This is a genomic window from Phaeobacter sp. JH20_29 (genome assembly GCF_048056175.1).
Classification (GTDB): Bacteria; Pseudomonadota; Alphaproteobacteria; order Rhodobacterales; family Rhodobacteraceae; genus Phaeobacter; species Phaeobacter bryozoorum.
The window spans coordinates 186,824-211,350 of sequence record NZ_JAYMWO010000018.1; the positions used below are offsets into that span (position 1 = coordinate 186,824).

Here is a 24,527-nt window from a genome sequence, read left to right on the forward strand (position 1 = left end):
ACCTGAGCCAATCGCTGTCAGATCAGAAGCCCGCCACCTTTGGCGGGCTTTTTGCTGGGCATTGGGTTGCCCACCCGGGGGTTGCCCGGGGCTGGTATGTGGATGATTGGCCGAGGTCGGCCGCGCATTGGAGGAAGGCGGCACGCACCTCAGCGGCAAAGGGATTGTCGCGCAGGATCGCCTGCTGCACGTTTGGGGCATCTCCGGCGACCATCCGGCTGGCCTGTTGCATCAGTTCGAAACTGGCTGTGGTCATCCGCAGGGGACCCGGTGCAACCTGACTGAGCGCCTGGGCGATCAGATGGGTCAGACCCTGTACTGTCGCCAGCTCGCGATCATGGGCCTCGGGTGTGGTCCAGATGACATCGAGCCCGAAGACATGGCGCAGCAGCGCCGCCAGACGCAAGGGGCGCCCGCCGCGTAAGGGGCAGAGAGCGATTTTCTGACCGGCGAGACCCTGCGCGGCGCTTTGGGGGCCGAACAAGGGATGGCTTCCCAGAAGCTGGACCTCAGGCGGCAGGGTCCGCAGCATCACCTCCGCCGGCGCCATTTTGACAGAGCCGACATCCATCACCAATGCGCCGGGGGTGAGAAGCGGTGCAATCTCGTGGCAGAGCTGCTCCATCGCACTGACAGGGACGGCAAGAATGACCAGCGGGCAGGCGGCGGTTTCGGCAAGCGGGCAGAAACGCAGGGACGGGTGTTGCGGCAGGTCACAGCCTGAGGCTGGATCATGCACGCAGATCGGCACCAGCGGCGACAGGTGACGGGCGATCAGCTGGCCAAAGGCGCCAAAACCAATCAGGCCAACGCGGGGGAATCTGGTGGAAAGCGACATCGACATCGGGCTCCGGTCTGTGCCGCGCTGCCGTTGGGATGATGTGAGATGCTGCCTCTGTCCGCCGGAACGCGGCGGGATGAACATCAAGAAATGAGAATACGTCCGCCGTTATGAAAACAGCGGATAATACTGGATCGAAAAGGATACGGACGTATTGAACATATGCCTCTGATACGCGGCGCCCCGGCCAAAGTCAAAGGTGCAGTTATGCGGGGCGCTCCGGCATCGGGGTGTCACGGGCTGTGCCGGTGCAGCGCGGTCTTCAGATCCTCATAGAGCGCCTTGCGTTCCTCCTCGGACAGGAAGGCGCCGATTTCGACCTCTCGGCCACTGCCGCGCAGGGTGACGTAATTCGGCACGGGTCCGTCATCGGCATGCAGTTCGACCTGTGTCCAATAGCGGTTACAACGCCAGTTCTGGCGCTGTCCGGTCGGGTTGATGCGCTCCAGATGCGCTTCGGTGGAGTCCAGCGTCAGCACTTCCAGGACATGCCGGTCACGGCGACTGCGGTCCAGCGCCCATTTCACCGCAAACAGCGTCGCTGTCACAAAGGGCAGAACCCCCCAGAGCGCCGCACTGCCCAAAAGGGGGATCATCGGGATGGTGATCAGCGCGGCAAGCACCCCCAGAAAGCGGACATAGCCCTCTGGCGGCAGCGACTGATGCGGCCAGAGGTGCAGCTCTTGATTGCTGTCGGTTCGGGCTGTGATCCATTGATACGGCATGGCGTGAATTTAGCGTCCGCCAGCGGCCTGTCCAGCATCTCGACAGGGCCATGCGTCGCAGCTGCAAAGGGGGGAACCGGGTCGGTGCTGCGGGCACAAAGAAGGCCCCGAAGCGGGTGCTCCGGGGCCTGTCTGTCATTCAGTTCATCAACACCTTAGTGCGAATGGGAGCGATCCCAGTCTTCCTGCTTGGGCAGGATTTCGAACGTGTGCTCCGGCGGCGGAGAGGGCAGGGTCCACTCCAGCGTATCCGCATATTCGTTCCAGTAGTTGTTCTGGGTGATGCGGGCACCGCGCAGCAGCGAGTAGATCACAACGCCAAAGAACAGCAGGAACGATGCAAAGGACAGGAACGCGCCATAGGACGAGATCTTGTTCCAGTACGCAAAGCCTTCCGGGTAGTCGATGTAACGACGCGGCATGCCCTGACGGCCCAGGAAGTGCTGGGGGAAGAAGGTCAGGTTGGCGCCGATGAAGAACATCCAGAAATGGATCTGGGCGCCCAGCTCGGAGTACTGACGACCGGTCATCTTGCCGAAGTAGAAGTACACACCGGAGAAGATCGCAAAGACAGCACCCAGCGACATCACGTAATGGAAGTGCGCAACCACGTAGTAGGTGTCGTGATAGGCGCGGTCGACAGCCGCCTGCGACAGCACCACGCCGGTCACACCGCCGACGGTGAACAGGAACAGGAAGCCGAAGGCGAACATCATCGGAGCTTTGAACTCGATCGAGCCGCCCCACATGGTGGCGATCCAGGAGAACACCTTAACCCCGGTCGGAACCGCGATCACCATGGTGGCCAGCATGAAGTAGGCTTGCTGGTTCAGCGACATGCCGACGGTGTACATGTGGTGCGCCCAGACGACAAAGCCCAGAACACCAATCGCGATGATCGCCCAGACCATCGGCAGGTAGCCAAAGACCGGTTTGCGGGCGAAGGTCGCGATCACGTGGGAGATGATGCCAAAGCCCGGCAGGATCACGATGTACACTTCCGGGTGGCCGAAGAACCACAGGATGTGCTGATACAGGATCGGGTCGCCGCCGCCGGCAGGATCAAAGAAGGTGAACCCAAAGTTACGGTCCATCAGCAGCATTGTGATCGCGCCGGCCAGAACAGGCAGGGACAGCAGGATCAGCCAGGAGGTGACGAAGATCGACCAGGAGAACAGCGGCACCTTGAACAGGGTCATGCCGGGGGCACGCATGTTCAGGAAGGTGGTGATCATGTTGATCGCACCGAGGATCGAGGACGCACCAGAGACGTGAACGGCGAAGATCGCCAGGTCCATGGAGAAGCCGCCTTCGTTGGTGGACAGCGGCGGGTAGAGAACCCAGCCGACGCCGGAACCGGCCTGGTCGTTGCCGCCCGGTGCGAGGACCGAGGCAACCGCGAGCGAGGTGCCCGCGACATACATCCAGAACGACAGGTTGTTCATCCGCGGGAACGCCATGTCCGGCGCGCCGATCTGTAGCGGCATGAAGTAGTTGCCGAACCCGCCGAACAGCGCGGGAATAACCACGAAGAACATCATCAGGATGCCGTGGCCGGTGATCAGAACGTTCCACAGATGCCCATTGGGGGTACATGCCGCAGACGCATCTGCAAAAAGACGTGCACCTTCAAGGCACATGTACTGAACGCCGGGATCCATCAGTTCAAGCCGCATGTAAACGGTGAACGCGACGGAGATGAAACCAACGATCGCCGAAACGATCAGGTAGAGAATGCCGATATCCTTATGGTTCGTGCTCATGAACCAGCGGGTGAAAAAACCGCGCTCGTCTTCGTGGCCGTGACCATGAATGGCTGCATCTGCCATTAAGGTGCCTCCTGTTGCATAACGATAGGCCAACAAACACCGTCCCCGGCGGGCCTAGACTCATCCTGCGTTTTAGTTCGCCGGCAACAGGCCTTCAATGGCGGAGTTTGATATGGATCAAGAATAATTGTCGCGGGCAGGCCCTTTCGGGCTGCCTTTCTGATCCTTTGGCGCCGTGGTCCGGCGTATGTCACGGCGAAGCGCCCCCCGGCCTTGGGTCGTCCGGGAAGGATTTAGCCGTGTTTTATCGAACGGGCGGTCCTTGTGTGCTTGACCAGCGGGCGATAGCCGCGCAAGTTCCCGTTGATAGCTACGGAGGGCAGATAGTGGCGGTGTACGATCCAAACAATATCTTCGCAAAAATTCTGCTCGGAGAACTGCCAGCGCACAAAGTCTACGAAGACAATGACACCCTGGTGTTCATGGATATCATGCCGCGCTCCGACGGGCATATGCTGGTGATCCCCAAGACGCCCTGCCGGAATGTCCTTGACGCATCACCGGCCCAGCTGGCTGCGGTCATGGCGACCGTGCAGAAGATCGGTCGGATCGCGATGCAGGCATTTGACGCCCAAGGGATTACCATCCAGCAGTTCAACGAGGCTGCGGGTGGGCAGGAGGTGTTCCATCTGCATTTCCACGTGTTGCCACGTCGCGACGGCGATACAGTGCGACCACCGGGCATAATGGCCGATCCGGGTGTTTTGCAGGCACATGCGGAGATAATGCGCAAGGCCGTGGACGCGGCCGCCTGATAGAGGCCGCATGTTCTCAGAGTAAGCGATTACCGGCGGGCTGTCCTGGCCTGTCGCGGCTCGTGCTGCTGTGCCGATGCACGGGCGCGAAGTCGCGGACCAGTTATTCTACCTTTGGATGAAATTTATATTGATATGTGTGACCCGTTTATCCTAGGGTCCCGGCAGTCTCGGCCATAGGGCCTGAAGAACTGAGAACTGAACCGATATCGGGAGGGGGCTTGGCAGCGCAGCTGTCCAGGCGGAGCGATGTGGGTTTCATGTTTATGGCGGCCTGTCCCTGGCCTGCCCGTGGCGTCTTTGCAACGCCCGGCGAAGGGGAACCGGAAATGAAAGTTGCGGCAGTCTCGTATTGGTCGGGGCTGCTTGTGTTCATACCAACCTGCGCAGATGCGCCATGGTTTTGCAAAGTGACGGGCGTTTGGCCGGTGTATGTTGCTGAGGAGGGGCCGTGGGTAAGACGGCAGAGGATAGTGGTGATCTAAGGGGGCTGTCGGACGAGACAGTGGCAGCGGCCGTCTACGGCTCTGTTCTTGGCGCGTCCAATGCGGTCGCCTGGCGGGACCGGCTGATCCGTGCGGGCTATGATGGTGTCGCCGGGAAAGCCAAGAGCGCACTGATAGGATCGACGCCGGTTGGCGCCGGTAAGGCGGTTGCCAGCTCCTGGCAGGGATCTGCGGGCTCTTCTGATGGGGTGGGGCTTTCGGCGCATTTGTCACCTGAAGGCGAGCTTGCCGGGGCGGCGCTGATCGGACGTCACTTTGACCGCGCCATCTATCTCAGGAGTCGCCTGATCGCGGCGCAGAACCATGGATCCTGGCCAGAGCTTCAGGCAGTGCTTCCCTGCGGTGCGAGAAACTGGCTGCTGGTATCGCGCGAGGCGGAGATTCTGGCCGCAGGTGATGACTGGCCGAGTCGTGGGCGCATCACCGCGCCCTGGATCGCTCAGGCCATCGGGGTTGCGGATGCCAAGCTGCCGCTGTGGCACACGCTTTTTGATGAGGATAGCCCGCGCCCTGCACTTACGTTGCTGCGGGGCGAGGGGGGGCGGCTGCTGATGTGCCAAGCGGTGGGCGGCCGCGGGGAGAGGCTGGGCGCCGTCGATGGTGTTTCTGGCGCGCGCCCGTCTGACATGGCTGCATGGCGCGGCCGATTACGGGCCGTGGACCCCTCGGCACCGGCGGTTCTGGTGGAACAGCTTGCGACCGGCTGGTCGGATGTGGCGGCAGATCAGGTGGCATTGCGGTTCGGCTTTGATCCGGAGGAAATGTCGCTGCTGCGTCATCTGTTGATTGAGGCCGACTGGATTGAGCTGCGCATCGGGACCGGTGCCGAACGCGGGCCTGAACTGGCCCTTCTGGGCCAGATGCTCAGCAAAACTGCAGCGCCAAACTGCCCTGAGATGCTGCGGTTCCTTGCCTACCTCATGCAGCAGACGACTCGCGATCACGATATCGCTGCGGGTCGCGCGTCACCCCCACAACGCGTACTGAGCCTGGCGTCCGGGCTGACTTCACAATATTTGCAGTTTGGCGCCGAGCGCGGCCAGCCGGTGATCTTTGTCCATGGTATCTTTGACGGGGTTGCGGCGATCCAGCGGCTGCAACCGCAGTTGCGGGCGCGTGGCCTGCGGTGTCTGGCACCTTTGCGCTGCGGCTATGGTGGCTCGGACAGTTTGCCGAGCGGGACTGATCCGATTGATTTATTCGTAACCCAGTTGGATGCGCTGATCGACGCGGAGGGTTTGGTCAATCCCATCCTGTTGGGGCATCGCAGCGGATGCCTGTTTGCCGCCGCCGCCGGGCGCCGGCTGCGTGACCGGCTGGGCGGGGTGGTCTGTATCGGCGCGACACTGCCATTGCCCAGTATCGGACATGCAAGGGCCCTGCGCGGGCATCAGCGCGCGCTGGCGCTGAGCGCGGTCCATGCCAGCGCGGTGCTGCCGCTTGTGGTGCGCAGCTGGTCACGGTCCGTGCGGCAAAAGGGGCCGCAGGTCCTGGTGTCGCGCCAGATCGCCCGCGAAAGCGCGGACCGTCAACTGCTGGCTGACCCCGCGTTGAGCGCGGTTCTGGACCAGAGCCACAGGATGATGATGCAGCAGGGGCGCGGCGGCTACGAAATTGATCTGCGGTTGGCGGTTCGCTCGCGCGACATGCGCCATTGTGCCAAGGCCGCGCCGACCATCTATCTGCATGGCGGAGAAGATACCGTGACGCCGGTCGACAAACTGCAGGCCGCGCTGGGGAGTGGTCACGCCAACCTTCAGATCCGGGTCAGCAAACGCGCCGGTACCATGCTGCTCTATGCCCAGCCGGAGCTGGTGTTTGCAGCGATCGACGACCTGCGTCAGCGCATGACGTCATGATCGGCCTGTCCCGCAACGGGGGCTGACGCCTAGTCGAGGGCACAGGTATCGGTTGTGGCAAAGGCGACATCGAAACATTGCTTCAGCGCCACATCCACATCCGTCATCGTGACCGGCAACCCCAGATCCACGAGGCTGGTAACGCCGAATTCGGTCATGCCGCAGGGGACGATGCCGTCAAAATGGCTGAGGTCAGGCTCCACGTTGATCGAAATGCCGTGAAAGCTCACCCATTTGCGCAGGCGGATGCCGATTGCAGCGATCTTGTCCTCGGTCTTCTCTCCGTTGGGCCGCAGGGGTTTGTCGTCCCGCTCCACCCAGACGCCGACACGGCCGTCGCGGATATGGCCGGTCACGTTGAACCGGTCGAGCGCCAGGATCACCCAGCGCTCCAGCTGGCGGACGAAACAGCGCACATCGCGGCCCCGTTTGGCGACATCCAGCATGACGTAAACCACGCGCTGGCCGGGTCCGTGGTAGGTATATTGTCCGCCGCGCTTGCTTGCGTAGACCGGGAAACGGTCGGGGTCGGTCAGATCGTCGGGCCGCGCCGAGGTGCCGGCCGTATAGAGCGGGGGATGTTCAACCAGCCAGATACATTCCTCGTGGGTTCCTGCGGCAATACCCGCCGCACGCTCCTCCATGAAGGTGACGGCCTCGTCATAGCCGGTCAGGCCGGAGGTGGTGATCCATTCAACCATCGACGGTGTCCTTTGTTATGACTTTTGTAACCACTATAGAGCAATGCGCGGAATTTTCTGGCCTGCGTGATGGGTCGTGCGCTACCGTGATTGCGTGTATTCATCAATGGGGGGGACGCGTAATATGTTCTCAAAATCTCTTAAAACTACATTGGCAGCATCAATTCTGGCGACCTCCGGGGCTGCTCCGGCGGTTGCCGACAATCTTGGCGCGGCGCTGGTCGGCAGTATCATCGGCGGCGTGATCGTCAATGAAGCGCATAAAAACCGCGCGCGCAAACAGCCGGTGACCCGCAAACGGACCTATTCGCCCGCGCGGGCGCAGAACCGTGAAACGCAGACGGCGCTGAATTACTTCGGCTTTCCCGCCGGCTCCCCCGATGGCGTGATGGGGCGCAAATCCCGCAGCGCCGTGGCGCAGTATCAGGGGCATATGGGTTTCCCGGCGACCGGGCAGCTGACACAATATGAACGGGATTTCCTGGTGTCGTCCTACAGCCGCGCCCAGATTGGCGGCCCGCAGGTGATCAAGGCGATGCAGGGCCCCAATGGCGTCCGCGGGCTGTTGCGGATCTGGCGGGATGAGGCGACCGGCACCCGCAGCGCGAGTGCAGCCGGCTATGGCAGCTACGGCGGCCTGCCGTTTGAAGTCAGCCAGGCCGTGGATGAAATCGCGGCCAGCGCCGATCCCAGCGCCGAACAGCTGTTGCAACGTTCGGGTTTCATGCAGCTGGCGGATCTGAACGGCGATGGCAAGAACGACTACATGATCGACACCTCGGTGTCCGGCAGCTCCTTCTGGTGCGGTGCGTCGCATTGCTCCGTCATGGTCTTTGCCTCAACGCCGCAGGGCTATCAGCGCAATGACTTCATGGCGCGGGGCGTCACGACGGCAAACTTCGCCTGTCATCAGGGCGTCTGCCGGATGACGGATGAGCCGACGTCGGGCACGGTTCAGGCGGCTGTGCCAACCCCGGCCCCTGCGCCCGCACCCGCTCCGGGAGCAACTGTGCTGGCCTCCGCGCCGCAGGCCATCGCTCCGGCGCCTGCTCCCGCACCCGCTCCTGCCGGAGGCGGGCTGGCCGGCATTCAGCTGTTCCAGCAACCGGCACCGGCGGCAAGCACCGCGTCGCTCACCAGCCATTGCAGCAAGGTCAGCCTGCTCACCAGTTCCAACGGTGGCTATATGACCGTTGCCAATCTGCGCGACCCGGAGCTAGCATTGGGTGAGCAGTTCTGCCTGACCCGGTCCTATGCGATCAATTCCGGCGAAGCGCTTGTGGCCAAGGTGCAGGGAGTGAGCCAGGCACAGGTCGACAGCCAGTGCGACGCCTTTGGGCCTGCTGTTCAACCCTATCTTGCCAAACTGGCGACCACGGGCAGTGACGCCTTGATTTCCGACGTGCAGAAATTTGTGCTGCAATCCAACATGTCGATCGAGCAGCTGTCCAATACCGCCGGAATCTGCCTGTTCTCGGGGTATCGCCGTGACAATATGGAGGTGGCGCTAGGAGCGGCGCTCATCATGGTTGGTGTCGGCCAGCGTCCCTATGCCGAGCTGATCGGCCATCACCTGGCGCAGGGCTTTGGCGTTGCGAAATCGCCCGAGCAGGCACAGGGCTGGTATCAGACAGCGGTTTCCGCGCTGGAGGCCGGGGTTGATCCGGTCTTCGCACCCGGACAGCCGGAACGAGTCGCCCTGATCAAGGCCGCCGCTGCGGGCCTGACCGGCGCATTGGCACAACCGGTACCGGCGTCCAGCACCGCAGCCGCGCTGCCGAGTTTCTCAACGGACTGATCGGTTTTCACACCATCAGACCTGTCAACGGGGGCGGAATGATCATCCGCCCCCGTTCCTTTTTCGGGCGAGCAGAAAAGCCTGAGAAATGATCATTTTGCATCTTCACAACCGTCCCGCGCTCGTCTATACGCCGCTACACCAAGTCAAGACAGTGCGGTCGTGGCGGAATTGGTAGACGCGCAGCGTTGAGGTCGCTGTGGGGTAACACCCGTGGAAGTTCGAGTCTTCTCGACCGCACCATCATTCAAACAGAACTGAACATGTTTGAATATTTATCCATCTAAAACAAAGTGGTTACGGATTTTGGCGGCCTGAGTGGCTACCCATGATCTGCAGGAATGTGTATTCGTTTACGCATATTTTCCGCACGGTGCGTAATTCATGGCGTCTATTCGTAAGCTAAAATCGGGATATCGGGCCGAGGTTGCCCGCAATGGTGTCAGAAAGTCAAAGGTATTTCCGACAAAGCAAGAGGCCAAAGACTGGGCCGCTCGGGCTGAGTTCGAGATCTTGAACCAGGACAAGGTTGCGGCGAAGCTGACGCTGGGCGAGCTGTTTGAGCGCTATGCTCGCGAGGTATCACCTTCAAAGCGGGGGCATCGCTGGGAGGTGATACGGCTGGAAAAGATCGGTCGAGATGAGATCGCCAAGATCCGGCTGGAAAATTTGTCTGCCAGAGATTTCGCAAAGTGGCGTGATCAGCGCCTAAAGGAAGTCGCGCCCGCGAGCGTAATTCGCGAGATGCAGCTCATGTCTTCGGTGCTGAACGTTGCGAGGAAAGAGTGGGAATTGATCTCTGCGAACCCCATTAGCGATGTGCGTAAGCCGACGAAACCGCAGCCGCGTGACCGATTGCCGACCTCTGCTGAGATAGAGGCAATGCAGATCAGCGCAGGAGAAGATCTGAACAAAGCAACGGCTCGCGCTTTCCATGCGTTCAAATTCGCTATGGAAAGCGCAATGCGCGCAGGCGAAATTGCTGGGTTGGAATGGGATCGGGTTGATCTGGATCGCCGGGTGGCTCTGCTTACACATACCAAGAATGGCAGGCCGCGAGAGGTTCCGTTGTCGACCAAGGCGGTTGAGCTGCTACGAGCTTTGCCGGATCTCAATCCGGTGTTTGGTCTTTCGTCTCGCCAGTTGGATGTTCTGTTTAGAAAACTGCGGGATAGGGCGGCTGTCACGGGGCTAACGTTCCATGATTCCCGTCATGCGGCGATCACTGCGCTCTCAAGAAAGCTCGATGTACTGGCGCTGGCCCGGATGGTGGGGCACACGGATTTGAGGCAGCTGCGCGTGTACTACAATGAAAGCGCTGAAGAGCTGGCCAAGCGCCTCGATTAGGCATCTGGATTCTTGACCAACTTCTGCTTTCGCTCAAGCTGGCCATCCCTGATCCATCGTCTTACGGTCGCCTCGGATTTCCCCACCTTTTGCGCGTATTCCGCGACCGTGATCCATTTTGCTGGCGGGCTGATTTTTGAGGACAATAGGAGGCGCTTTATTTCCGTCAGCTCGTCCTGAAGGCTTGCGAGCGCATTTGCATCTACGGCGATGAGTTGCTGTGTCATATCTGGCTCCCGATAGGGGGTTGGGGTTAAGCGGCTGCGGCCGCGTAGCGGGCCTGCGATGCAGCGCCCCATTGATCAGCCATCGCAGCGGCAAGGCCTGGAAAGAACTTGCTGCGGATCTTCCAACGATCAGCGCCGGGGCTGGCTTTGTGAACGCTGTCGCGGGCGGTGCTGCCGTCTAGGGTGCCGGTGTGGCTCAGTTGGGGCAGGCCGCGAAGCCAAAGACAGGTCCGCTTTTTTTCATTGTCGGGGCCGTCGGGGGCGCTGCCAAACTGCCATGGCTGCACGGTTTGGGCTGGCGGTTCGTAGTTCTCGATCCGCTCTTTGGCGTGACGGTGCATTACCGGGTTTTCGATAGCCACGCATGGGATGTGGGGCACGTTCCAGCAGGCTGAAAAGAGCGCTGCGCCATCGTCCAGCTCGCGCCACATTTCATCAAGACTGCGGCCCGTTGGCGCTTGTGTCAGCCACCGCACGCCGCTGTTGCAAAGTCGAGTGCATGGCGGGTGCATCACGGCCATCAGATCCCAGCTGTCCTGCATGACATCGCGAATGTCGCCTTGAATGTGGCGATTGGTCGGCGTGTCGGAGGGCAGCAGATCGCACGACCACGCATCATGCCCGAGGGCAAGGAATGCCTCTCTGACAATACCGCTGGTTTCACATCCGATCAGGACTTTAGCCATATCTCTCTCCATCAAAGAGGTGCGTTTTCAGGGCTATAAGGCGGTTCAAACCCGCATCGGCATCAGGACCATGATCAGATCCGTATGTGCCTCACTGGTAGCCAAGGCAGGCGCGCCCTTGTCTTTCGCGCGCAAACGAACGTCCCCCATCGTTGCTGTCGTCTGCGCCAGGTAGACAGTGTTGAAACCGATATCCGGCCCAGACTTGCCCTTGGCGGCATAAGTCACAGACAACTTGCCATCGTGATCCTCTCGGCCAATCGTCATAGTGCCCTTTTCAGGGGAAATCTTGCAGCCAAGGTCGTCCGGTCCAGCCATCAAGCGGAGGCGCTGAGTGGCGGATTTGGGAATGATGATATCGAACGCCTGTTCCCCGTCGACTGAGGGGATGACCCGGTTGTAATCGGGATATGTGCCATCGATCAGTTTGCAGTGCAGTTCTCGGTCGCCGATCTCAATACTAAGAAGGGTGGGCGTCTTATCGGCACCGCGATAAGTGATCTTGGAAAGCTGATTGCCGTTTGCGGTCAGCATGGCTGAAAGCGGCGTTATGCCGATCCGCGGGAAGATCACATCAAATGGCGGATTTGGAGCTTCAAGATCCAGGAGCGCGAGCCTATGCCCGTTCGTCGTCACCATGCGTGACGCACCGTCGTGTGAGGTCCAGTAGATCCCGTTCAGATAGTATCGGGTTTCTTCGGTCGAGATGCACGGTTTGACCAAGGTAAGCGCGCGGAGGAGGACGTTTTCACCGACCTCAATGCCGCCCAGGGGCTTTTGCTTATTGATAGTTGGCCAGTCCTCTGGCGGTGCCATAACGTTCATGGCCAGGGACATGCCGTCAGCCGTCAGTGTGAGGAGATCCTTGGCAATGTCGTGCTCAATGGTGACGGTGCCGGACAGACCTGCCGTGACTTTCATCACCCGGTGGCCGTTCATCACAAATGACCAAGCGTCAGAGGTGTCGCAGGAGAGTGTCTGACGTGCTTCGCGATCAAGGCAGGTGGCAGTAATAGTCAGCTGACCGTCTTCAACCTTAAACAGGTTCTGGCTCAAGATCGGGATGCGAGACCACGTTTCCCGCACCTTGTTGACCCAAGCGAGGGCGGCGCGAAGTTCTGAGATGTCGACCTTGAGTGATTTGGTGGCGACATCAGTCTTGATTTCACTGTGAGCGTTCATCTTAGGGCCTTTCGGTGCTTGGTTCCATTTGGGGCGCGGCCGGTTTCCGTGAGTGGGTGCCGCGCCCTGGTCGCAGCGCTCGCGCTGCGGGTGTAGTCAACTGCTGCTTCTGGCGCGCTGCATTCGGCGGGTGCATTTTCGCCTGATCTGGCGTTGCTCTTCTTTCAACTCGTGCAGGGCGCGTTCTTTTCTGCGGATACGCAGATGAAGGATTGCGAGGCGGCGCAGGTCCATTTCGTCGGCAAAGTGAAGCCACAGCGCCTTGAGGCCGAATATTTCGATCTTTTTCAGCCTGTTGCCGGTCTGCATTGGCACGGCCTGTGTACGTGTGACAGGTACACGGGGTGGGGTATGTGCTCTGGTTTGCATGGTTGCTCCGATCACCGGTACGGGGTCGCGATTTTGCCTGTCCAGGCGTCGAATTCGGTGCGCAGGGCGGCAAAGCGGTCGGCAGCGGCCTTGTTGCTGTTGAGCAGGCCACGGCTGTTCACGCCGCAGATCATGCGGACGTATTCAGCGGCGGCGCTGGTCATCAGTGACTTGCCGGGAAAGCCGCTGCGCTGTGCGGCAAATTCCTGAAAGCGCGGATCATTGCAGAGGATCCCCGCCTGTTGGGCGGGTGGCATCTCGGCAAAGGGCTGGCGGGTCATGCGATCGCACCTTGGGCGATCAATGCTGGCGGACGGGCGGGTAGGCCCGTTGCGGCGATGTGACGGCGGATGCGGTCCGCGACCCTGCTGGGTGGCTCAATCCGGTGCGCGGGTTCGTCAAGCTTATCGAAATTGACGCGCTGGCCTCGGGCGGATTTCAGAATCGACCATGACCAAACGAATTTATTTGGATTGTTACAGTGCGCTGCTGGGTTGCCCGCAGTGTCCAGCGCATCGGTAAGTAGATCCTGCTCACTATTGCATGTGGCGTGAACAGGTGCCGCTCTCGTCTCAAATACATCTTCCACGCTGTACTCCATTCAAAATCTGTACCTGTATGTACATAATTATACCAAAAGGTATAAATCAAGCGGTAAATATACATACAGGTACAAATGTGATGAATGTGAGAAGCGCCCTAGCCAGTTTTGCGCATGTCGCTGCGAATATCGGTTCTCAGGGCGACATACTCTAGGCCATCGAAATTGACGGGCTTACTCAACACGCTCACTTTGTACCCCAGCCGCCTGAGTGCCAAAGGCATCAGCCGGGGGGACAAGGTGATGACTGCCTCCGCCCCAACCCCAGCCAAATATTCGTTTGCGCGTGCAAGTATCTCCCTAGTGACGTGGGGGCTTCCCACGAAGCGGGTCATTTCCCACAAATCAGCGCTCGGGTGTAAGTCGGCTTTCATTGCGGTGGGGTCAAAATCAACTGGAAGAGCACCTGATAGGAAATCGGCCAGCATGTAAGAAAGATCCGGTCCCTGGCGCCGTGGTGTTATGCTGTCGGTGCGCATAAGGCGCGCGCCACCGATACACTTCCCGTCTTCATATGCTACTATGAATTGAGCATTCGGTAGGTCGTACTCATCCCATTCAACTTTCGATGTGTGGACGAGATCCCATCCTAGCCGATCTACAAACTCCGATTTCCTAACCGCCATGAAATCTAATATATTCTGGTGACTTACTTCGGAGGGATTTGGGCCTACGATTGAAATCATTTTCTACTCCTGAATCTAGAATCCAAGAGTAGTTTAGGATTTAAGCTTTCTGGTTTCTCTATACCGTTCGGTAAGGGCTGAATGCACCTTCCCGGATAGCTATTACAACCGCCTGGGCATCGGTGCTTGCGCCAATTTCGTCGAGCGCATTCACGCGTCTTGCTCGAGCGCCTGAGTAGGTCAGGCCCAGTATTTCTGCTACTTCGTTCAATTTTCCTCCCTGGGAAATAGCTGACAGGTAGTCCAGCGTGCCCTGCGACAATACTAGTGTTCTGCGTTCTTCAAGGGAGCTTAAAGTTGCCAAGCTCAACGCGTCCATGCACAAGTCAAGTGTGGCATCGGACGGCGGGCGGCCTTTGCGGTGTGATATGCTTGCAATGGTTTTGCGTCCTTCGATCTCGAGCGCAAAGCAGACGCCATCCTCAATTCCAAATGATCTCGCCATTTCAAAGGCCGATGTATCCCAGCCACGTTCTTCTAGCTCGGACCAGCCAATGCGGCCATTTTGGGTAAGGCCAAATCTCAAAGTGGCATCTCTTAGGGCCATGTCCGTCTCATGGTACGCTTCCAAAAATGATGGAGGGTAGGTGAAGTGCGAGTACTTAGGATGGCCGTTGTTGAACAAAATCCCGATCGCACATCCGAAATCTGAAAAGCGCGACAATGTGTCAAAAGCTAACTTTACATGAGGGTTCATCGCAAATTCCTTGACCATAACTAACCTCTAGGTAGTATACCCAAATGTATAAATCAATATCAATTTTGACAGCGAGATCCCGACGAATGACAAGCTTTCAGGACATCGCCACTGCAATAGCCCAGTCAACCGACTGTGAGTTGCAGGCCATACGTCGGTTCTATCTGGAGAGGTTGAAGCTGTTTACTTCTTCACAAGACCATGTTGCCGAACAAACTCAGCAACATCAGAGATCACGCTCTCAGGTGCGTTCGCAAGACTGTTGATCAGCTCTTCACGGTCTGGAGAGCTAGTGCGGCCGGTCAAAATGAAGGTGATATCCACCTCGAGGGCATCGCATATGGCTTGCAAGCGTGTCGGTGACGGATCCTGGATACGACCGGTCGTGACGCGAGAAACATAAGTCGCTGTTCCAAAGAGATTGTTGCTTAGCGCGTCAGCAGTCCAATCGCTATTCGCAAGGGCTGCTTTCAGTCTGTTTCTTGCGGCGTTGTCCATGTGCTCGGCTTAGCTCTCCCAATCAACGAAAACGGTAGTACGTATCGGTATAGGGCGCAAGACGGATTAGGCGTTGACAGTTATACGCTTGAGTATATTTATATACCAACATGTATAAATGGCGTCAAAAATGACAGACTGCATTCAAGACATCAAAACTCGACGTGAGGCACTTGGTCTCTCACAGGCGGAGTTGTGCCGTCGTGCGGGGCTAACCTCTTCCAACTATGTCTGCCGATTGGAGGGTGGGAAGATCGCCGGGCCTTCGCATGGAACAGTCGTGGCTATTCTCGATGCTCTTGGTGAAGCTGAAAAGGAGGCCACGAAATGACGGGATCTTATAAGATACCGTTGTTGGGATTGTCCGTTGAGGATCGGGTAAAACTTCCATTTCCTGATGTTCCGTTCGAGCGCGCTAGCTTTGTCGATAACATGGCTGCTGCGGGTGACGCGCAATGACTATAGGTTGCAGGTCGCACAACCCATGTCGATTTGGCGGGGCGGCATCGGGACGCCGCCCGTTGAGATCAGTGCATGATCGGGTTTCAGTTGTTGATACTCTTCCAGGCCGTTGCTTGGTTACCTGTGCAGTATGCAATCATGTCCCACTGCGGCTGCCATTTTTTGGAGCAATCAAGCAAGATCCTGTCAGCGGTTTCTTTCGGGAGTCCTGCGGTCGTGGCTGGAACGGAGCGCATGGCGTCGAGATTTTCGCGCGTGCAATATGCTGTCATGTCCCATTTGTGGCCCCACTTGTTTGCGCAGTAGTCAAGGGTGGGACCGGCAATGTCTGCGACGATTTCGTGGGCTTTCTGAAAGTAGTCAAACCCCTCTTTACGTTCGTCCATACAGTATTTGACCATGCTGAAGTCGGTCGCCCATTTGTCGGTACATTCGGCCTGTACCCTATCCCGATCGAAGATGATTTCAGCGTGTGCGACTTCAGGAAGGCTTGCAGTGGTCATCAGAATGGGGATGAGGGGTGCAAAAGTGTTTTTTTTCATCGCTATTTCCTAATCGAAAAGATGCGCAACTCTAGCTTGTGCAAATGTCTCGCGTCCACCCTTAGGTCGGCAGTTTCATTCACCAAAAACGCAGCGGGCACAGAGGGCCGCCACCCTCGCTTCGTCGCCGATCGGGGGCAGGCGCGCCTGCATGTGGCCCCCTTATCCTCCCTGATGGAACCTGGGCGCGTTGGTGCAGCTTGTGCCGCGCGCCCCTTTTTCCAAGGGGGTTGCCATGCTTGACCTTCAGTCCTGCGCTTTGGCGTTTCCTGACCGGCCTGATTGGGTCTGGTTGCGGTGGTATTGGGGTGTGACAGATTTGCTGCGCGCAGGCGTGACGCTTGATGACGTTGCTGCGCGCGAACGGGGGCGCGTTGCCTGCCTCGCCACGCCTTATTCGGATTTTCCCGGTGGTCCGGTGCTGGCCGCTGATTATGCGGCGGAATGGGCGGGGTTGATGAAAGGGGCAGGGCTGCTGCCCTTGTCGCCTGCGCTATCGGCGTTTGAGGCTGGCGCGGCCAGCGTTGAGGTTGGCCCGGTTTCTCGCGTTGCTGAGATCGTCGTGGTGCCCCCGATCGAGGGCTGGCGGCAGTCGGCAGAGGTCTGGCGCGCTGTCTGTGGCGGATTAGGCGCGATGCGGCCTGTTTATCTGCTGAACGGGGGTGCCTGATGGCTGATGTTCTCGCCTCGGTCCCGGCTGGCACATCTCGGACATCGCCACGGCAGCAGCGCCGTCTGATATCACACGAGATCGTCCAAACCGTCGCCGACTTCTATCAGCTGACGGCCGATGTGCTGATCGGGCCTGACCGGTCACGGCGGGTGTCCTGGCCGCGTCAAATGGCGATGGTGATGCTGCGCAGGCATACGCAATTGGGTGTCTCGGCCATCGCTACGGCCCTCGGCCAGCAGTGCCATACGACTGTGGTCTATGGCTGTAAGCAGGTGGCCAAGCGGCGTGAGCAATCTGCCGACTGGGACGCCGATTTCAAAGAGCTGGACCGGATGCTTCTGCAGCGTCGGGGCGGGGTAGAGTTCGTTCGACACAGCCACGCGCATGGTCGCGCGTTTCAGACGGTTCGTAAGAAAAATATCGAGCAGCAGGGAGGTCAGTATGGACGGCCAAATCAATGACGTGGCGCAGGCGATGCCTGACCCATGGCCGCTGAAACTGGGGGAAACCCTATCGTCGCATGACTGGTTTCCGTTTCATGGGCATCAGTTCCTCGGCTCTTCCTTTGTGCGCACGTCGGTGATGGCGGGGCGACGGGAGGATATCGGCACCGCCGTGATCCTTCAGGCAGAGGCCATGCGGGAAGACCCAGCAGGCACCCTGCCGACTGATGATATCGAGTTGGCCGACCTCGCGCGGTTTCGCAGCCTGGATGAGTGGCTTGCCGTGCGCGCGCGGGTCTTAAAAGGGTGGATCACCGTGTTGGTCGAAGATCCCAGGACTGGGGCAATGACCGAGCGCCTCGGCCATCCTGATATCGAGGAAGTGGTCAAGGACATGTACAAGCGTAAGCGCGGCAGGGACGCGGCGCGGGATTCCTCGCGGATGGCGCTGAAGCGGCACAAGATCCGCACCAAGATGCAGGAAATGGGTGTTCCCGAGCATATTGCTGCGGACAAGGGTGCAATCCAGATGTTGGCAGAGCATTTCGATCATGCTGACATCTACATCACGCCTGACAACCTGCGGGCGGCGATGGCCGAGGTGCTGGGGTATACCGGCGCTGTGACGCCGCTGTCGGCGCATCGGCGCACGTGAAATCCTACTGAAATACAACTGAAATGATTTCACTACATTTCAGCACGATTTCACCCGGCAAGTGAAATTGCCCTACAGAACAGAACAGAACAAAACAGAATAATACAGAACACCTTACTAGCGCAGAACTCTGGCGGGACGCCTGTGGATAACTTGGAATTGCTTAGAAGAAAGGCAGAGCAGATATGGACGCTAGAGAGCAACACGCGGGCGAGAAGCGGGTGCGGGAGCACCTGATTGATCCGCTGACCCGGTTGGGGTTGGTGAAGCCATCGGGAATGACGGTGGCGCAATTCAAGGTGATGCAGGACGAACTCTGCGGCAAGCTGGCCTATATGACGGATCTGAACCTGCAGGCGTTGGCCGAACAGGTGCGATCGATGCCCAGCGGCAAGAGCAAGGATCGGTTTCCGATTGCCGCCAAGGTGCTGGGCTGGGCGGCACAGATCCAAGCGCCTGCCGATGACGCCTCGCCCTTGTTCCGCGCGGTGTTCGGCGGTGCCCTCGGCAAGGCTGCGATGGCGGAGGATTTTGCGCCGGAACTGTTGGCGCATCTGCGGAGCCATCGGGTGTGGCCGCGCGAATACGATGTGCGCCAGATCCGCGAGCGGTCACTTGAGGCCAGGCGGCGCATTACTCGGATGGCAGAAGCCGAGCAACGCGGCGGTGTCGTATCCGAGGAAGATCAGCGGCTGCGGTCAGCGCGCGCGCAAGCATCAGAGAAGTGCCGGCGCATTGTTGCGATCGTCGAGAGCGGGGGTGCAGCATGACCGAACATGTGGTGATCGTCGCGCCCGATGGTGTCGCGCGGCTGCAGGCCGAGGTTGACCGGATTGCCGCAATCAAGGCGCGCGGTGCTGTACCGTTGGCTTGTGGTGACGCAATCCCGCTGGCGCCGGGGCGCGGCCCCATGATCCAATTCACACCGCGAGAAATCCGGGCGACGGGCAACGGTGGCTTTGCGGCGGTCAAGTCAGGGCATGAAGGCAGGGATGCCGCGCGGGTGGCTGATGTGTTCGATGAGATGGATCGCGCCGCACGTAAGGCGCATCGGGCGGTTCAGCACCGGTTGGAGCTGGAGGGGAAAGATCCGCAGCCCTATGTGCCGCCGTTCACGCCCGGGCAGATCAGCGCGGGCCGAGACTATGCCTCGTTGGTGGAGCGGGTGAGCGCATCGGGTGTCAAGTGCTCCTCCCTTGAGGCGGTCAATTCCAGTGGTGGCGGCGGTGATCGGGAAGAGGCGATCTTCCGCGACTTCCAACGGTTGCGCGCGTTGCAGCGTAGGATCGGCGATGGGTTGGCAAAGGAGGTGCGGCGTATTCGTCCGTCACAGAACGGTGGGCGGAAGCGGTCGGCCATCTATGTTCGGCGTCTTGTCGATTTGGTGTGCCTTGGCGATCTGTCGCTGGAGGGCGTCTTGGTTTCGCATGGCTGGGCAAAGAACGGGCAGGCTGTTAGCGCTTTGCGCCTATCTCTCTGCGAGGCTCTGGACAGAATGCAGGGCTATGATCTGTCAGTGTGAGAAAGGGTGTTGACACTTAAGTCACCTGCGAGGCATGAATAGTACATCATCACGAAATGCGCCCACGGGAAACCGGCGGGCGTTTTTGCGTTGGTGCTTCCTGAACAGTGAGGATTTCCCGTGCCGCAGCTAAAGATCTGTGTGGCCTCTGGCTGCGAAGACTATGCGCTGCCTGGGTTGTCTCACTGTGATCAGCATGAGGCGGAGCGTCAGGGCAAGCTGAAGGCGCGACGGGCCAAGGCGCAGACATCAGAGGCGGCGCTGATGGCGAGAGCGCTCTATGCGGATCCACGCTGGCGCGCTGCTAGCAAGGCGTTCCTGCGCCAGTTCCCTCTGTGCCGCGATTGTGGCGAATTGGGTGTGATCGAACCGGCAACGGATGTTGACCACATCGAGCCTCACAAAGGTGATCGGAAACTATTCTGGGATCGCAAGAACTGGCAGTCGCTTTGCCACAGGTGCCACAGCCGAAAGACGGCGCGCGAGGTCTTCCACGGTGGGGGGGTATCCAGAAATTAAGGGCGTTATATCCGTAACCGGCGGCCATACCTTTGTTTTCGCGAGCGTGAAATTGGAGAAAAAAACCCACTTTGAAAGGAGGGGCAGAGATGAAGGGACGCAAGCCGAACCTTGAAAATGTCATTCCCATGAAAGGTGACATGCCCAAAGAGATCCCGGTTGCGCCGGATTTCCTTGATGATCTGGGACGGCAGGTCTGGGATGAGCTAGCGCCGGAGCTGGTCAAGAAGGGGCGGCTTGAACTGCTCTACAAATATCAGTTCGGTTCTTATTGTTCAGCGGTGTCGAACTTTATCCAGGCCACGAATACGCTGGCGCTTGAAGGCCTGTTTTATGAAACCGGTAAGGGCCGCAATGGCAACCAGCGCCGTAAACATCCAGCGCTGGCATTGCAGGATAGTGCCGCCGCGAGCATGCGGCGAGACTCTGCGCTATTCGGCCTGTCTCCAGTCGATGCCGCCCGCTTGGAGGGCGGTGATCAGGGTGATCTCTTCGATGAGGTCATGAAACAGTTGAATGGAACCAATTGACCACCCGGTATCCCGTTATGCGCTCGGGGTGGTTGAAGGGGATACTGTCGCTGGTGAACTGGTTCGCATGGCCTGCGAGCGCCACTTGCTGGATCTTGAGACCGGGGCAGATCGGGGTCTGGTCTTTGATTGCGAGGCGGCCAGTCGGATTATTCGCTGGGGTGGCATGCTCCAGCACACAACCGGGCCCATGGCTGGCCAGCCGCTGAAGCTGGAGCCGTGGCAAGAGTTCCGGCACGGGTCGGTCTTCGGGTGGAAACGTGCTGAGACCGGCCTGCGCCGGTTTCGCTCAACCTATCATCAGGTTGGCAAGAAGAACGGCAAGACCACCGATACGGCTGTGCCGATGCTCTACACTCAGTTGTTTGACGGGGAGGCGGCACCGCAGGGGTACTGTGCTGCAACCACCAAAGATCAGGCCGGTCTGCTGTTCAAAGAGATGAAGCGGATGATCAAGCGATCGCCGCTGTTGCGCCAGATGATGAGGGTCTGGCGCGCGTCGATCGAAAGTCCTCGGACTGATGGTCTCATCGCGTGTCTGAGCCGTGACGGGGATTCCTCGGACGGGATTAACCCCAGCTTCTTGGCGCGTGATGAAATGCACCGCTGGACCGATCGGGAACTGGCAGACACGATTGTTGAATCGATGATTGCGCGGGCGCAGCCAATTGACTGGGTAATCACTACGGCTGGGCAAGACCGCAGCTCACTCTGCGGCGAGTTGCGCGACTATGGTGAGAGTGTCCTGCGCGGGTCCGTTGAAGATGATTCCTTCTTTGGGTTCATCGCGGAGCCGCCTGCGGACTGTGATCCGGCAGATCCGCAGTTCTGGGCCATGGGAAACCCGAACCTGGGTGTCAGTAAGCAGATCGATGCGATGCAGGACACGCTCAAGAAAGCGTTGGCCATTGCGGGCCGGATGCCGAACTTCAAAAGGTTTCACCTGAACCTTTGGACCGAGGGTGCGGAGACTTGGATTGCAAGGGATGTCTGGGATCAGGGCCTTGCGAAAGCGCCGTTTGATCCGGCGATGCTCTATGGGCGCAAAGCCTGGGTCGGGTTGGATCTGTCAAACAAGGTCGACACCACAGCGATCGTGGTGGCGGTGCCTGTCGATGGGGTGATCTATCTGATCACCTACACCTTTCTACCGGCGGGGCCGAAGGGGTTCATCCAGAGAGCACAGACGGAAAAACGCGAATACGTGGGCTGGAGGGATCAGGGCTGGCTGGAGGTTCATCAGGGCGGGACCATTGATGAGGATGCCATCGCCGATCGACTTGAGTGGATCCGCAAGCATTTCGATTTGCAGGAAGTGGCCTATGACCCCTGGGGCATGAAGTATCTGGCTGACAAGCTGGATAAGCGCCGGTTCCCGATGGTCGAACACCGGCAGGGCTATGGCTCAATGTCGAACCCAATGAAGCGGTTCGAGGAAAAGGTGGCCCAGGGCAAGATCCGCCATGGCGGCAATCCCGTCCTGGCATGGCAGGTCAGCAATGTTCATCGCGACGAAGATGCGGCGGAGAACATCAAGCCGAACAAGAAGAAATCGACGGGGCGTATCGATGCCGCCGTAGCTGCCATTATGGCGCTGGGGCGGGCTGAGGTGGGCGAAGAGAAACGCAAGGCGCGGGAAGTTGAGGTCGTATGAAAGTCTTCGGTCTGGAAATCACACGCGGTAATTCGGCCAATACTGAAATGCCGGTTCGGGTTGAGCCGCCGATGGTCGAGGCTGTAGCCGATACCTCTGGTGTGGCGCGTCCAGAACCGTGGATGACTGAAATCGGTTTCGGTGGCGGCCGTGGTGGCACCGGGTCTCAGCGCCTGCCAAATGTCACTGCGCGGCGGGCGGAGCAACATGGCACGGTGTTTGCCTGCTGTAATAATATTGCCGGGGATCTGTCCAAGGTTCCGCTGAAGATCTGGGAGCGCAAGGCGGATGGTCAGGCGGTCCGAGTGCGCGATCATCCTGCGGCCTATCTGCTGAACGTCGAGGCATCAGAGGGTGTGCCCGCAAAGGTCATGCGCTTTGCGCTGGTCTATGCTTGGGCCCTGCGTGGCAATGGTTTTGCATATGGCCCCCGTGATGGTGGCGGTGATCTGGAAATGATCGAGGTGATTGATCAAGATGGATGCAATCCACTGCGGGCTGGCCGCGCCCGGTTTTACGATTTTACCGATGGGGCGGGTGTGTATCGTCGTGTTCCCAGCCGATCGATGGTGCATCTGCGTTACATGGCTCTGGATGGTTGGACGGGGCGTTCTCCGCTACAGGTGGCCAGTGAGACAGTAGGGCTTGCATTTGCGGGGCAGGAGTCGGCTGCGCGGTCTGTTTCCGGCGCGCATTCCAAGGCGTTCATGAAGCTGGGCGATCACTATGAAGACGACGGCGCGCGGACCCGAAATGCGAAGCGGTTGAAGGATCATCTGACCAACCCAAATTCGGACGGCATTCCCGTGCTTGGTCCTGATGACGATATCAAGAGCCTGGATCTGACCGCCGCAGATCAGGAGCTGTTGTCCAGCCGCAAATTTGATCGTGAGCAACTGGCCGCAATCTACCGTATGCCGCCGTCCAAATTGCAGATGCTGGAATACGGCGTGAAGGCAAATGGGGAGCAGCAGGCGATCGACTATCTGACAGATTGTCTGCTGCATTGGTCAGGTTTGGCAGAACAGACGTTGGCGCTGTCGATCCTTACACGGGGTGAGCGCGATCGAGGATTGTTCCTGCGTCATGATTTTGGGGCGCTACTACAGCCGACAATCAAGGATCAGATCGAGGCGGTGACCAAGGCGGTTGGTGGTCCCGTATACACCCCGAACGATGGGCGGAAAAAGCTTGGCCTGCCGCCAACTGAGGGCGGCGACAAAATGAACCCTGCACCGAACATGACGCGGGATGACAGCAAGGACGCAAAGGGGAAAGAGAAATGAGCGGGACAACCATTGGTGCGCTACTGGGAACAGCTGCGGTTGCGATCTGTGCGGAGTATCTACCCATGCTTGACGCTGTTCTTCCAGGTCAAGCTCCTGAGAGTGTCGACGCGATGCAGGCTATGGTCGGCGCTGGCGTCAACGTCGAACGGGGCGAGCGCTATGCGGTCCATCGTGGCATTGCCTATGTGCCTGTTCGCGGTGTCCTGTCTCCAAATTCTGAAATCCTTGAGCGCTGGTTTGGTTGGGCCACCTATCACGGGCTGATTGACACCATGGGCGCGCTTGCTGCCAGTGATGAGGTGCGCGGTGTGGTGTTGTTTTTTGACACGCCGGGTGGGGCGGTCGTAGGTGTTCAGGGTGCAGTCGAGGCGGTCAAGGCTTGTGCTGCGGTGAAGCCGGTGCATGCGTTTGTCTATCCGCTTGCGGCTTCTGCTGGCTACTGGCTTGCCAGCCAGTGCACAGAAATCATCGTCAGCCCTGGCGCGTGGGTCGGGTCGGTCGGCACCATGATGAACAGCAACCAGCCGGTGCAGTCGGGTAGTTCAGGTTATCAGGACTATATTTTGACCTCGCAACATGCCGGAGCCAAGCGTCCTGACCTGTCCACGGAAGAGGGGCGGGCGTTAGCGCTGGACCGCCTGAACGCGATGGAGGCAGATTTTCACGCTGCGGTTTCTGAAGGTCGCGGGATCCCGATCGACGATCTCAGGGTGAGCCTGAGCCGCAACGGAAACACCGCACATGGCGGGGATGTTTTCTGGGGTCAAGATGCGGTTGAGCGTGGGCTGGCAGATGGCCTTGAGGAAATCTCTACCTTTATAGCGCGGGTTTCGGCGCTCTATGCCCCGCCGCAGCAGAGGCAGGTGCGGGCCATGATGGCGCGGGCTAAAGCGGCACAGGCGAAAGCCTCTCTCTAACTCTCGGCGGCCAA

29 protein-coding genes and 1 tRNA gene are annotated in these 24,527 nt (G+C 59.2%); 16 read left to right on the forward strand and 14 right to left on the reverse strand.

The genetic code is table 11. From position 1 onward, the window contains the following. Positions 1–22: 22 nt before the first annotated feature. From VWZ85_RS15820 to VWZ85_RS15830, 3 genes are all read right to left on the reverse strand, one after another. Positions 23–844: a prephenate dehydrogenase/arogenate dehydrogenase family protein gene (locus tag VWZ85_RS15820; RefSeq protein ID WP_416589019.1), complete on the reverse strand. Its 822-nt coding sequence runs from the start codon at positions 842–844 to the stop codon at positions 23–25. Between the two features lie 230 nt (positions 845–1,074). Continuing rightward, positions 1,075–1,566 carry a DUF2244 domain-containing protein gene (locus VWZ85_RS15825; RefSeq protein WP_340544699.1) on the reverse strand — a complete coding sequence of 164 codons (492 nt, stop codon included), beginning with the start codon at positions 1,564–1,566 and terminating at the stop codon, positions 1,075–1,077. Between the two features lie 155 nt (positions 1,567–1,721). Further along, positions 1,722–3,395, reverse strand: a complete 1,674-nt coding sequence (locus tag VWZ85_RS15830) for a cytochrome c oxidase subunit 1 (protein WP_340544700.1) — start codon at positions 3,393–3,395, stop codon at positions 1,722–1,724. A gap of 326 nt (positions 3,396–3,721) precedes the next feature. On the opposite strand from VWZ85_RS15830, the gene VWZ85_RS15835 reads away from it, so the two are divergent. Beyond that, the gene (locus VWZ85_RS15835; RefSeq protein WP_416535882.1) at positions 3,722–4,150 is read left to right on the forward strand and encodes an HIT family protein; all 429 of its coding nucleotides are present in this window, start codon (positions 3,722–3,724) and stop codon (positions 4,148–4,150) included. Between the two features lie 451 nt (positions 4,151–4,601). Continuing rightward, positions 4,602–6,515, forward strand: a complete 1,914-nt coding sequence (locus VWZ85_RS15840) for an alpha/beta fold hydrolase (protein WP_416589021.1) — start codon at positions 4,602–4,604, stop codon at positions 6,513–6,515. Between the two features lie 29 nt (positions 6,516–6,544). Here the strand turns inward: VWZ85_RS15840 and lipB are convergent, their stop codons facing one another. Continuing rightward, positions 6,545–7,216 (reverse strand): lipoyl(octanoyl) transferase LipB, encoded by a 672-nt coding sequence (gene lipB, locus VWZ85_RS15845; protein WP_416589024.1) that lies wholly within the window; start codon positions 7,214–7,216, stop codon positions 6,545–6,547. 124 nt (positions 7,217–7,340) lie between these two features. On the opposite strand from lipB, the gene VWZ85_RS15850 reads away from it, so the two are divergent. The 3 genes from VWZ85_RS15850 to VWZ85_RS15860 all read left to right on the forward strand — a co-directional run bounded on the left by VWZ85_RS15850 (position 7,341) and on the right by VWZ85_RS15860 (position 10,361). Next, complete coding sequence (locus tag VWZ85_RS15850; protein WP_416589027.1) at positions 7,341–9,014, forward strand: peptidoglycan-binding domain-containing protein; 1,674 nt, start codon at positions 7,341–7,343, stop codon at positions 9,012–9,014. A 156-nt stretch (positions 9,015–9,170) separates the two neighbouring features. Further along, positions 9,171–9,257 (forward strand) — tRNA-Leu (locus VWZ85_RS15855). Between the two features lie 141 nt (positions 9,258–9,398). Further along, entirely contained in the window at positions 9,399–10,361 is a 963-nt protein-coding gene (locus tag VWZ85_RS15860; protein WP_416589029.1) for a tyrosine-type recombinase/integrase, read from the forward strand. On the opposite strand, the gene VWZ85_RS15865 is transcribed toward VWZ85_RS15860, so the two are convergent. The 9 genes from VWZ85_RS15865 to VWZ85_RS15905 all read right to left on the reverse strand — a co-directional run bounded on the left by VWZ85_RS15865 (position 10,358) and on the right by VWZ85_RS15905 (position 15,307). Then, on the reverse strand, positions 10,358–10,588 hold the full coding sequence (locus VWZ85_RS15865; protein WP_052465769.1) for a hypothetical protein: 231 nt from the start codon (positions 10,586–10,588) through the stop codon (positions 10,358–10,360). The two genes, VWZ85_RS15860 and VWZ85_RS15865, sit on opposite strands and share 4 nt — an antisense overlap. A 26-nt stretch (positions 10,589–10,614) precedes the next feature. Further along, positions 10,615–11,274 carry a hypothetical protein gene (locus tag VWZ85_RS15870; protein WP_416535798.1) on the reverse strand — a complete coding sequence of 220 codons (660 nt, stop codon included), beginning with the start codon at positions 11,272–11,274 and terminating at the stop codon, positions 10,615–10,617. Positions 11,275–11,319: 45 nt separating this feature from the next. Beyond that, positions 11,320–12,456 (reverse strand): DNA polymerase III subunit beta, encoded by a 1,137-nt coding sequence (locus tag VWZ85_RS15875; protein ID WP_416589030.1) that lies wholly within the window; start codon positions 12,454–12,456, stop codon positions 11,320–11,322. Positions 12,457–12,552: 96 nt separating this feature from the next. After that, a complete protein-coding gene (locus VWZ85_RS15880) occupies positions 12,553–12,765 on the reverse strand; it encodes a hypothetical protein (RefSeq protein ID WP_416589033.1) in 213 nt (70 codons plus the stop codon). A gap of 71 nt (positions 12,766–12,836) precedes the next feature. Next, the gene (locus VWZ85_RS15885; protein ID WP_416589035.1) at positions 12,837–13,106 is read right to left on the reverse strand and encodes a hypothetical protein; all 270 of its coding nucleotides are present in this window, start codon (positions 13,104–13,106) and stop codon (positions 12,837–12,839) included. Next, positions 13,103–13,414: a hypothetical protein gene (locus VWZ85_RS15890; protein ID WP_416589037.1), complete on the reverse strand. Its 312-nt coding sequence runs from the start codon at positions 13,412–13,414 to the stop codon at positions 13,103–13,105. The genes VWZ85_RS15885 and VWZ85_RS15890 overlap by 4 nt, the downstream gene beginning before the upstream one ends. Before the next feature lie 110 nt (positions 13,415–13,524). After that, on the reverse strand, positions 13,525–14,112 hold the full coding sequence (locus VWZ85_RS15895) for an acyl-homoserine-lactone synthase (protein WP_416589039.1): 588 nt from the start codon (positions 14,110–14,112) through the stop codon (positions 13,525–13,527). A 58-nt stretch (positions 14,113–14,170) separates the two neighbouring features. Further along, a complete protein-coding gene (locus VWZ85_RS15900; RefSeq protein WP_416589041.1) occupies positions 14,171–14,827 on the reverse strand; it encodes an autoinducer binding domain-containing protein in 657 nt (218 codons plus the stop codon). A 165-nt stretch (positions 14,828–14,992) separates the two neighbouring features. After that, on the reverse strand, positions 14,993–15,307 hold the full coding sequence (locus VWZ85_RS15905) for a helix-turn-helix domain-containing protein (RefSeq protein ID WP_416589042.1): 315 nt from the start codon (positions 15,305–15,307) through the stop codon (positions 14,993–14,995). A gap of 130 nt (positions 15,308–15,437) precedes the next feature. Between VWZ85_RS15905 and VWZ85_RS15910 the strand changes: the two genes are divergently transcribed. Beyond that, positions 15,438–15,638: a helix-turn-helix domain-containing protein gene (locus VWZ85_RS15910; RefSeq protein WP_416589044.1), complete on the forward strand. Its 201-nt coding sequence runs from the start codon at positions 15,438–15,440 to the stop codon at positions 15,636–15,638. Positions 15,639–15,852: 214 nt separating this feature from the next. Here VWZ85_RS15910 and VWZ85_RS15915 read toward each other — a convergent pair whose 3' ends face one another. Continuing rightward, positions 15,853–16,311: a hypothetical protein gene (locus tag VWZ85_RS15915; RefSeq protein WP_416589047.1), complete on the reverse strand. Its 459-nt coding sequence runs from the start codon at positions 16,309–16,311 to the stop codon at positions 15,853–15,855. 235 nt (positions 16,312–16,546) lie between these two features. Between VWZ85_RS15915 and VWZ85_RS15920 the strand changes: the two genes are divergently transcribed. The 10 genes from VWZ85_RS15920 (at position 16,547) to VWZ85_RS15965 (ending at position 24,513) form a co-directional block, all read left to right on the forward strand. Continuing rightward, positions 16,547–16,981: a hypothetical protein gene (locus VWZ85_RS15920; RefSeq protein WP_416589049.1), complete on the forward strand. Its 435-nt coding sequence runs from the start codon at positions 16,547–16,549 to the stop codon at positions 16,979–16,981. Next, positions 16,981–17,445, forward strand: a complete 465-nt coding sequence (locus VWZ85_RS15925; RefSeq protein WP_416589051.1) for a helix-turn-helix domain-containing protein — start codon at positions 16,981–16,983, stop codon at positions 17,443–17,445. The genes VWZ85_RS15920 and VWZ85_RS15925 overlap by 1 nt, the downstream gene beginning before the upstream one ends. Beyond that, positions 17,426–18,082, forward strand: a complete 657-nt coding sequence (locus VWZ85_RS15930; protein ID WP_416589053.1) for a hypothetical protein — start codon at positions 17,426–17,428, stop codon at positions 18,080–18,082. The genes VWZ85_RS15925 and VWZ85_RS15930 overlap by 20 nt, the downstream gene beginning before the upstream one ends. Positions 18,083–18,267: 185 nt before the next feature. Next, positions 18,268–18,852, forward strand: a complete 585-nt coding sequence (locus VWZ85_RS15935) for a hypothetical protein (RefSeq protein WP_416589055.1) — start codon at positions 18,268–18,270, stop codon at positions 18,850–18,852. Then, positions 18,849–19,604 (forward strand): hypothetical protein, encoded by a 756-nt coding sequence (locus VWZ85_RS15940; RefSeq protein ID WP_416589057.1) that lies wholly within the window; start codon positions 18,849–18,851, stop codon positions 19,602–19,604. Before VWZ85_RS15935 ends, VWZ85_RS15940 begins: the two co-directional genes overlap by 4 nt. 120 nt (positions 19,605–19,724) lie before the next feature. Further along, on the forward strand, positions 19,725–20,123 hold the full coding sequence (locus VWZ85_RS15945; protein WP_416589059.1) for an HNH endonuclease signature motif containing protein: 399 nt from the start codon (positions 19,725–19,727) through the stop codon (positions 20,121–20,123). A gap of 89 nt (positions 20,124–20,212) precedes the next feature. Then, positions 20,213–20,653: a phage terminase small subunit P27 family gene (locus VWZ85_RS15950; RefSeq protein WP_416589061.1), complete on the forward strand. Its 441-nt coding sequence runs from the start codon at positions 20,213–20,215 to the stop codon at positions 20,651–20,653. Next, entirely contained in the window at positions 20,640–22,307 is a 1,668-nt protein-coding gene (locus VWZ85_RS15955; protein WP_416589063.1) for a terminase large subunit, read from the forward strand. Before VWZ85_RS15950 ends, VWZ85_RS15955 begins: the two co-directional genes overlap by 14 nt. After that, on the forward strand, positions 22,304–23,593 hold the full coding sequence (locus VWZ85_RS15960) for a phage portal protein (RefSeq protein ID WP_416589065.1): 1,290 nt from the start codon (positions 22,304–22,306) through the stop codon (positions 23,591–23,593). Before VWZ85_RS15955 ends, VWZ85_RS15960 begins: the two co-directional genes overlap by 4 nt. Next, on the forward strand, positions 23,590–24,513 hold the full coding sequence (locus VWZ85_RS15965; protein ID WP_416589066.1) for a S49 family peptidase: 924 nt from the start codon (positions 23,590–23,592) through the stop codon (positions 24,511–24,513). Before VWZ85_RS15960 ends, VWZ85_RS15965 begins: the two co-directional genes overlap by 4 nt. Positions 24,514–24,527 lie beyond the last annotated feature (14 nt).

What these genes read in the sequence shown, in the direction of transcription:
- VWZ85_RS15820 (WP_416589019.1), bottom strand. Translation starts at nt 844, where the DNA reads ATGTCGATGTCGCTTTCCACCAGATTCCCCCGCGTTGGCCTGATTGGT.
- VWZ85_RS15825 (WP_340544699.1), bottom strand. Translation starts at nt 1,566, where the DNA reads ATGCCGTATCAATGGATCACAGCCCGAACCGACAGCAATCAAGAGCTG.
- VWZ85_RS15830 (WP_340544700.1), bottom strand. Translation starts at nt 3,395, where the DNA reads ATGGCAGATGCAGCCATTCATGGTCACGGCCACGAAGACGAGCGCGGT.
- lipB (WP_416589024.1), bottom strand. Translation starts at nt 7,216, where the DNA reads ATGGTTGAATGGATCACCACCTCCGGCCTGACCGGCTATGACGAGGCC.
- VWZ85_RS15850 (WP_416589027.1), top strand. Translation starts at nt 7,341, where the DNA reads ATGTTCTCAAAATCTCTTAAAACTACATTGGCAGCATCAATTCTGGCG.
- VWZ85_RS15860 (WP_416589029.1), top strand. Translation starts at nt 9,399, where the DNA reads ATGGCGTCTATTCGTAAGCTAAAATCGGGATATCGGGCCGAGGTTGCC.
- VWZ85_RS15865 (WP_052465769.1), bottom strand. Translation starts at nt 10,588, where the DNA reads ATGACACAGCAACTCATCGCCGTAGATGCAAATGCGCTCGCAAGCCTT.
- VWZ85_RS15870 (WP_416535798.1), bottom strand. Translation starts at nt 11,274, where the DNA reads ATGGCTAAAGTCCTGATCGGATGTGAAACCAGCGGTATTGTCAGAGAG.
- VWZ85_RS15875 (WP_416589030.1), bottom strand. Translation starts at nt 12,456, where the DNA reads ATGAACGCTCACAGTGAAATCAAGACTGATGTCGCCACCAAATCACTC.
- VWZ85_RS15880 (WP_416589033.1), bottom strand. Translation starts at nt 12,765, where the DNA reads ATGCAGACCGGCAACAGGCTGAAAAAGATCGAAATATTCGGCCTCAAG.
- VWZ85_RS15885 (WP_416589035.1), bottom strand. Translation starts at nt 13,106, where the DNA reads ATGACCCGCCAGCCCTTTGCCGAGATGCCACCCGCCCAACAGGCGGGG.
- VWZ85_RS15895 (WP_416589039.1), bottom strand. Translation starts at nt 14,112, where the DNA reads ATGATTTCAATCGTAGGCCCAAATCCCTCCGAAGTAAGTCACCAGAAT.
- VWZ85_RS15900 (WP_416589041.1), bottom strand. Translation starts at nt 14,827, where the DNA reads ATGGTCAAGGAATTTGCGATGAACCCTCATGTAAAGTTAGCTTTTGAC.
- VWZ85_RS15905 (WP_416589042.1), bottom strand. Translation starts at nt 15,307, where the DNA reads ATGGACAACGCCGCAAGAAACAGACTGAAAGCAGCCCTTGCGAATAGC.
- VWZ85_RS15910 (WP_416589044.1), top strand. Translation starts at nt 15,438, where the DNA reads ATGACAGACTGCATTCAAGACATCAAAACTCGACGTGAGGCACTTGGT.
- VWZ85_RS15915 (WP_416589047.1), bottom strand. Translation starts at nt 16,311, where the DNA reads ATGAAAAAAAACACTTTTGCACCCCTCATCCCCATTCTGATGACCACT.
- VWZ85_RS15920 (WP_416589049.1), top strand. Translation starts at nt 16,547, where the DNA reads ATGCTTGACCTTCAGTCCTGCGCTTTGGCGTTTCCTGACCGGCCTGAT.
- VWZ85_RS15925 (WP_416589051.1), top strand. Translation starts at nt 16,981, where the DNA reads ATGGCTGATGTTCTCGCCTCGGTCCCGGCTGGCACATCTCGGACATCG.
- VWZ85_RS15930 (WP_416589053.1), top strand. Translation starts at nt 17,426, where the DNA reads ATGGACGGCCAAATCAATGACGTGGCGCAGGCGATGCCTGACCCATGG.
- VWZ85_RS15935 (WP_416589055.1), top strand. Translation starts at nt 18,268, where the DNA reads ATGGACGCTAGAGAGCAACACGCGGGCGAGAAGCGGGTGCGGGAGCAC.
- VWZ85_RS15940 (WP_416589057.1), top strand. Translation starts at nt 18,849, where the DNA reads ATGACCGAACATGTGGTGATCGTCGCGCCCGATGGTGTCGCGCGGCTG.
- VWZ85_RS15950 (WP_416589061.1), top strand. Translation starts at nt 20,213, where the DNA reads ATGAAGGGACGCAAGCCGAACCTTGAAAATGTCATTCCCATGAAAGGT.
- VWZ85_RS15955 (WP_416589063.1), top strand. Translation starts at nt 20,640, where the DNA reads ATGGAACCAATTGACCACCCGGTATCCCGTTATGCGCTCGGGGTGGTT.
- VWZ85_RS15960 (WP_416589065.1), top strand. Translation starts at nt 22,304, where the DNA reads ATGAAAGTCTTCGGTCTGGAAATCACACGCGGTAATTCGGCCAATACT.
- VWZ85_RS15965 (WP_416589066.1), top strand. Translation starts at nt 23,590, where the DNA reads ATGAGCGGGACAACCATTGGTGCGCTACTGGGAACAGCTGCGGTTGCG.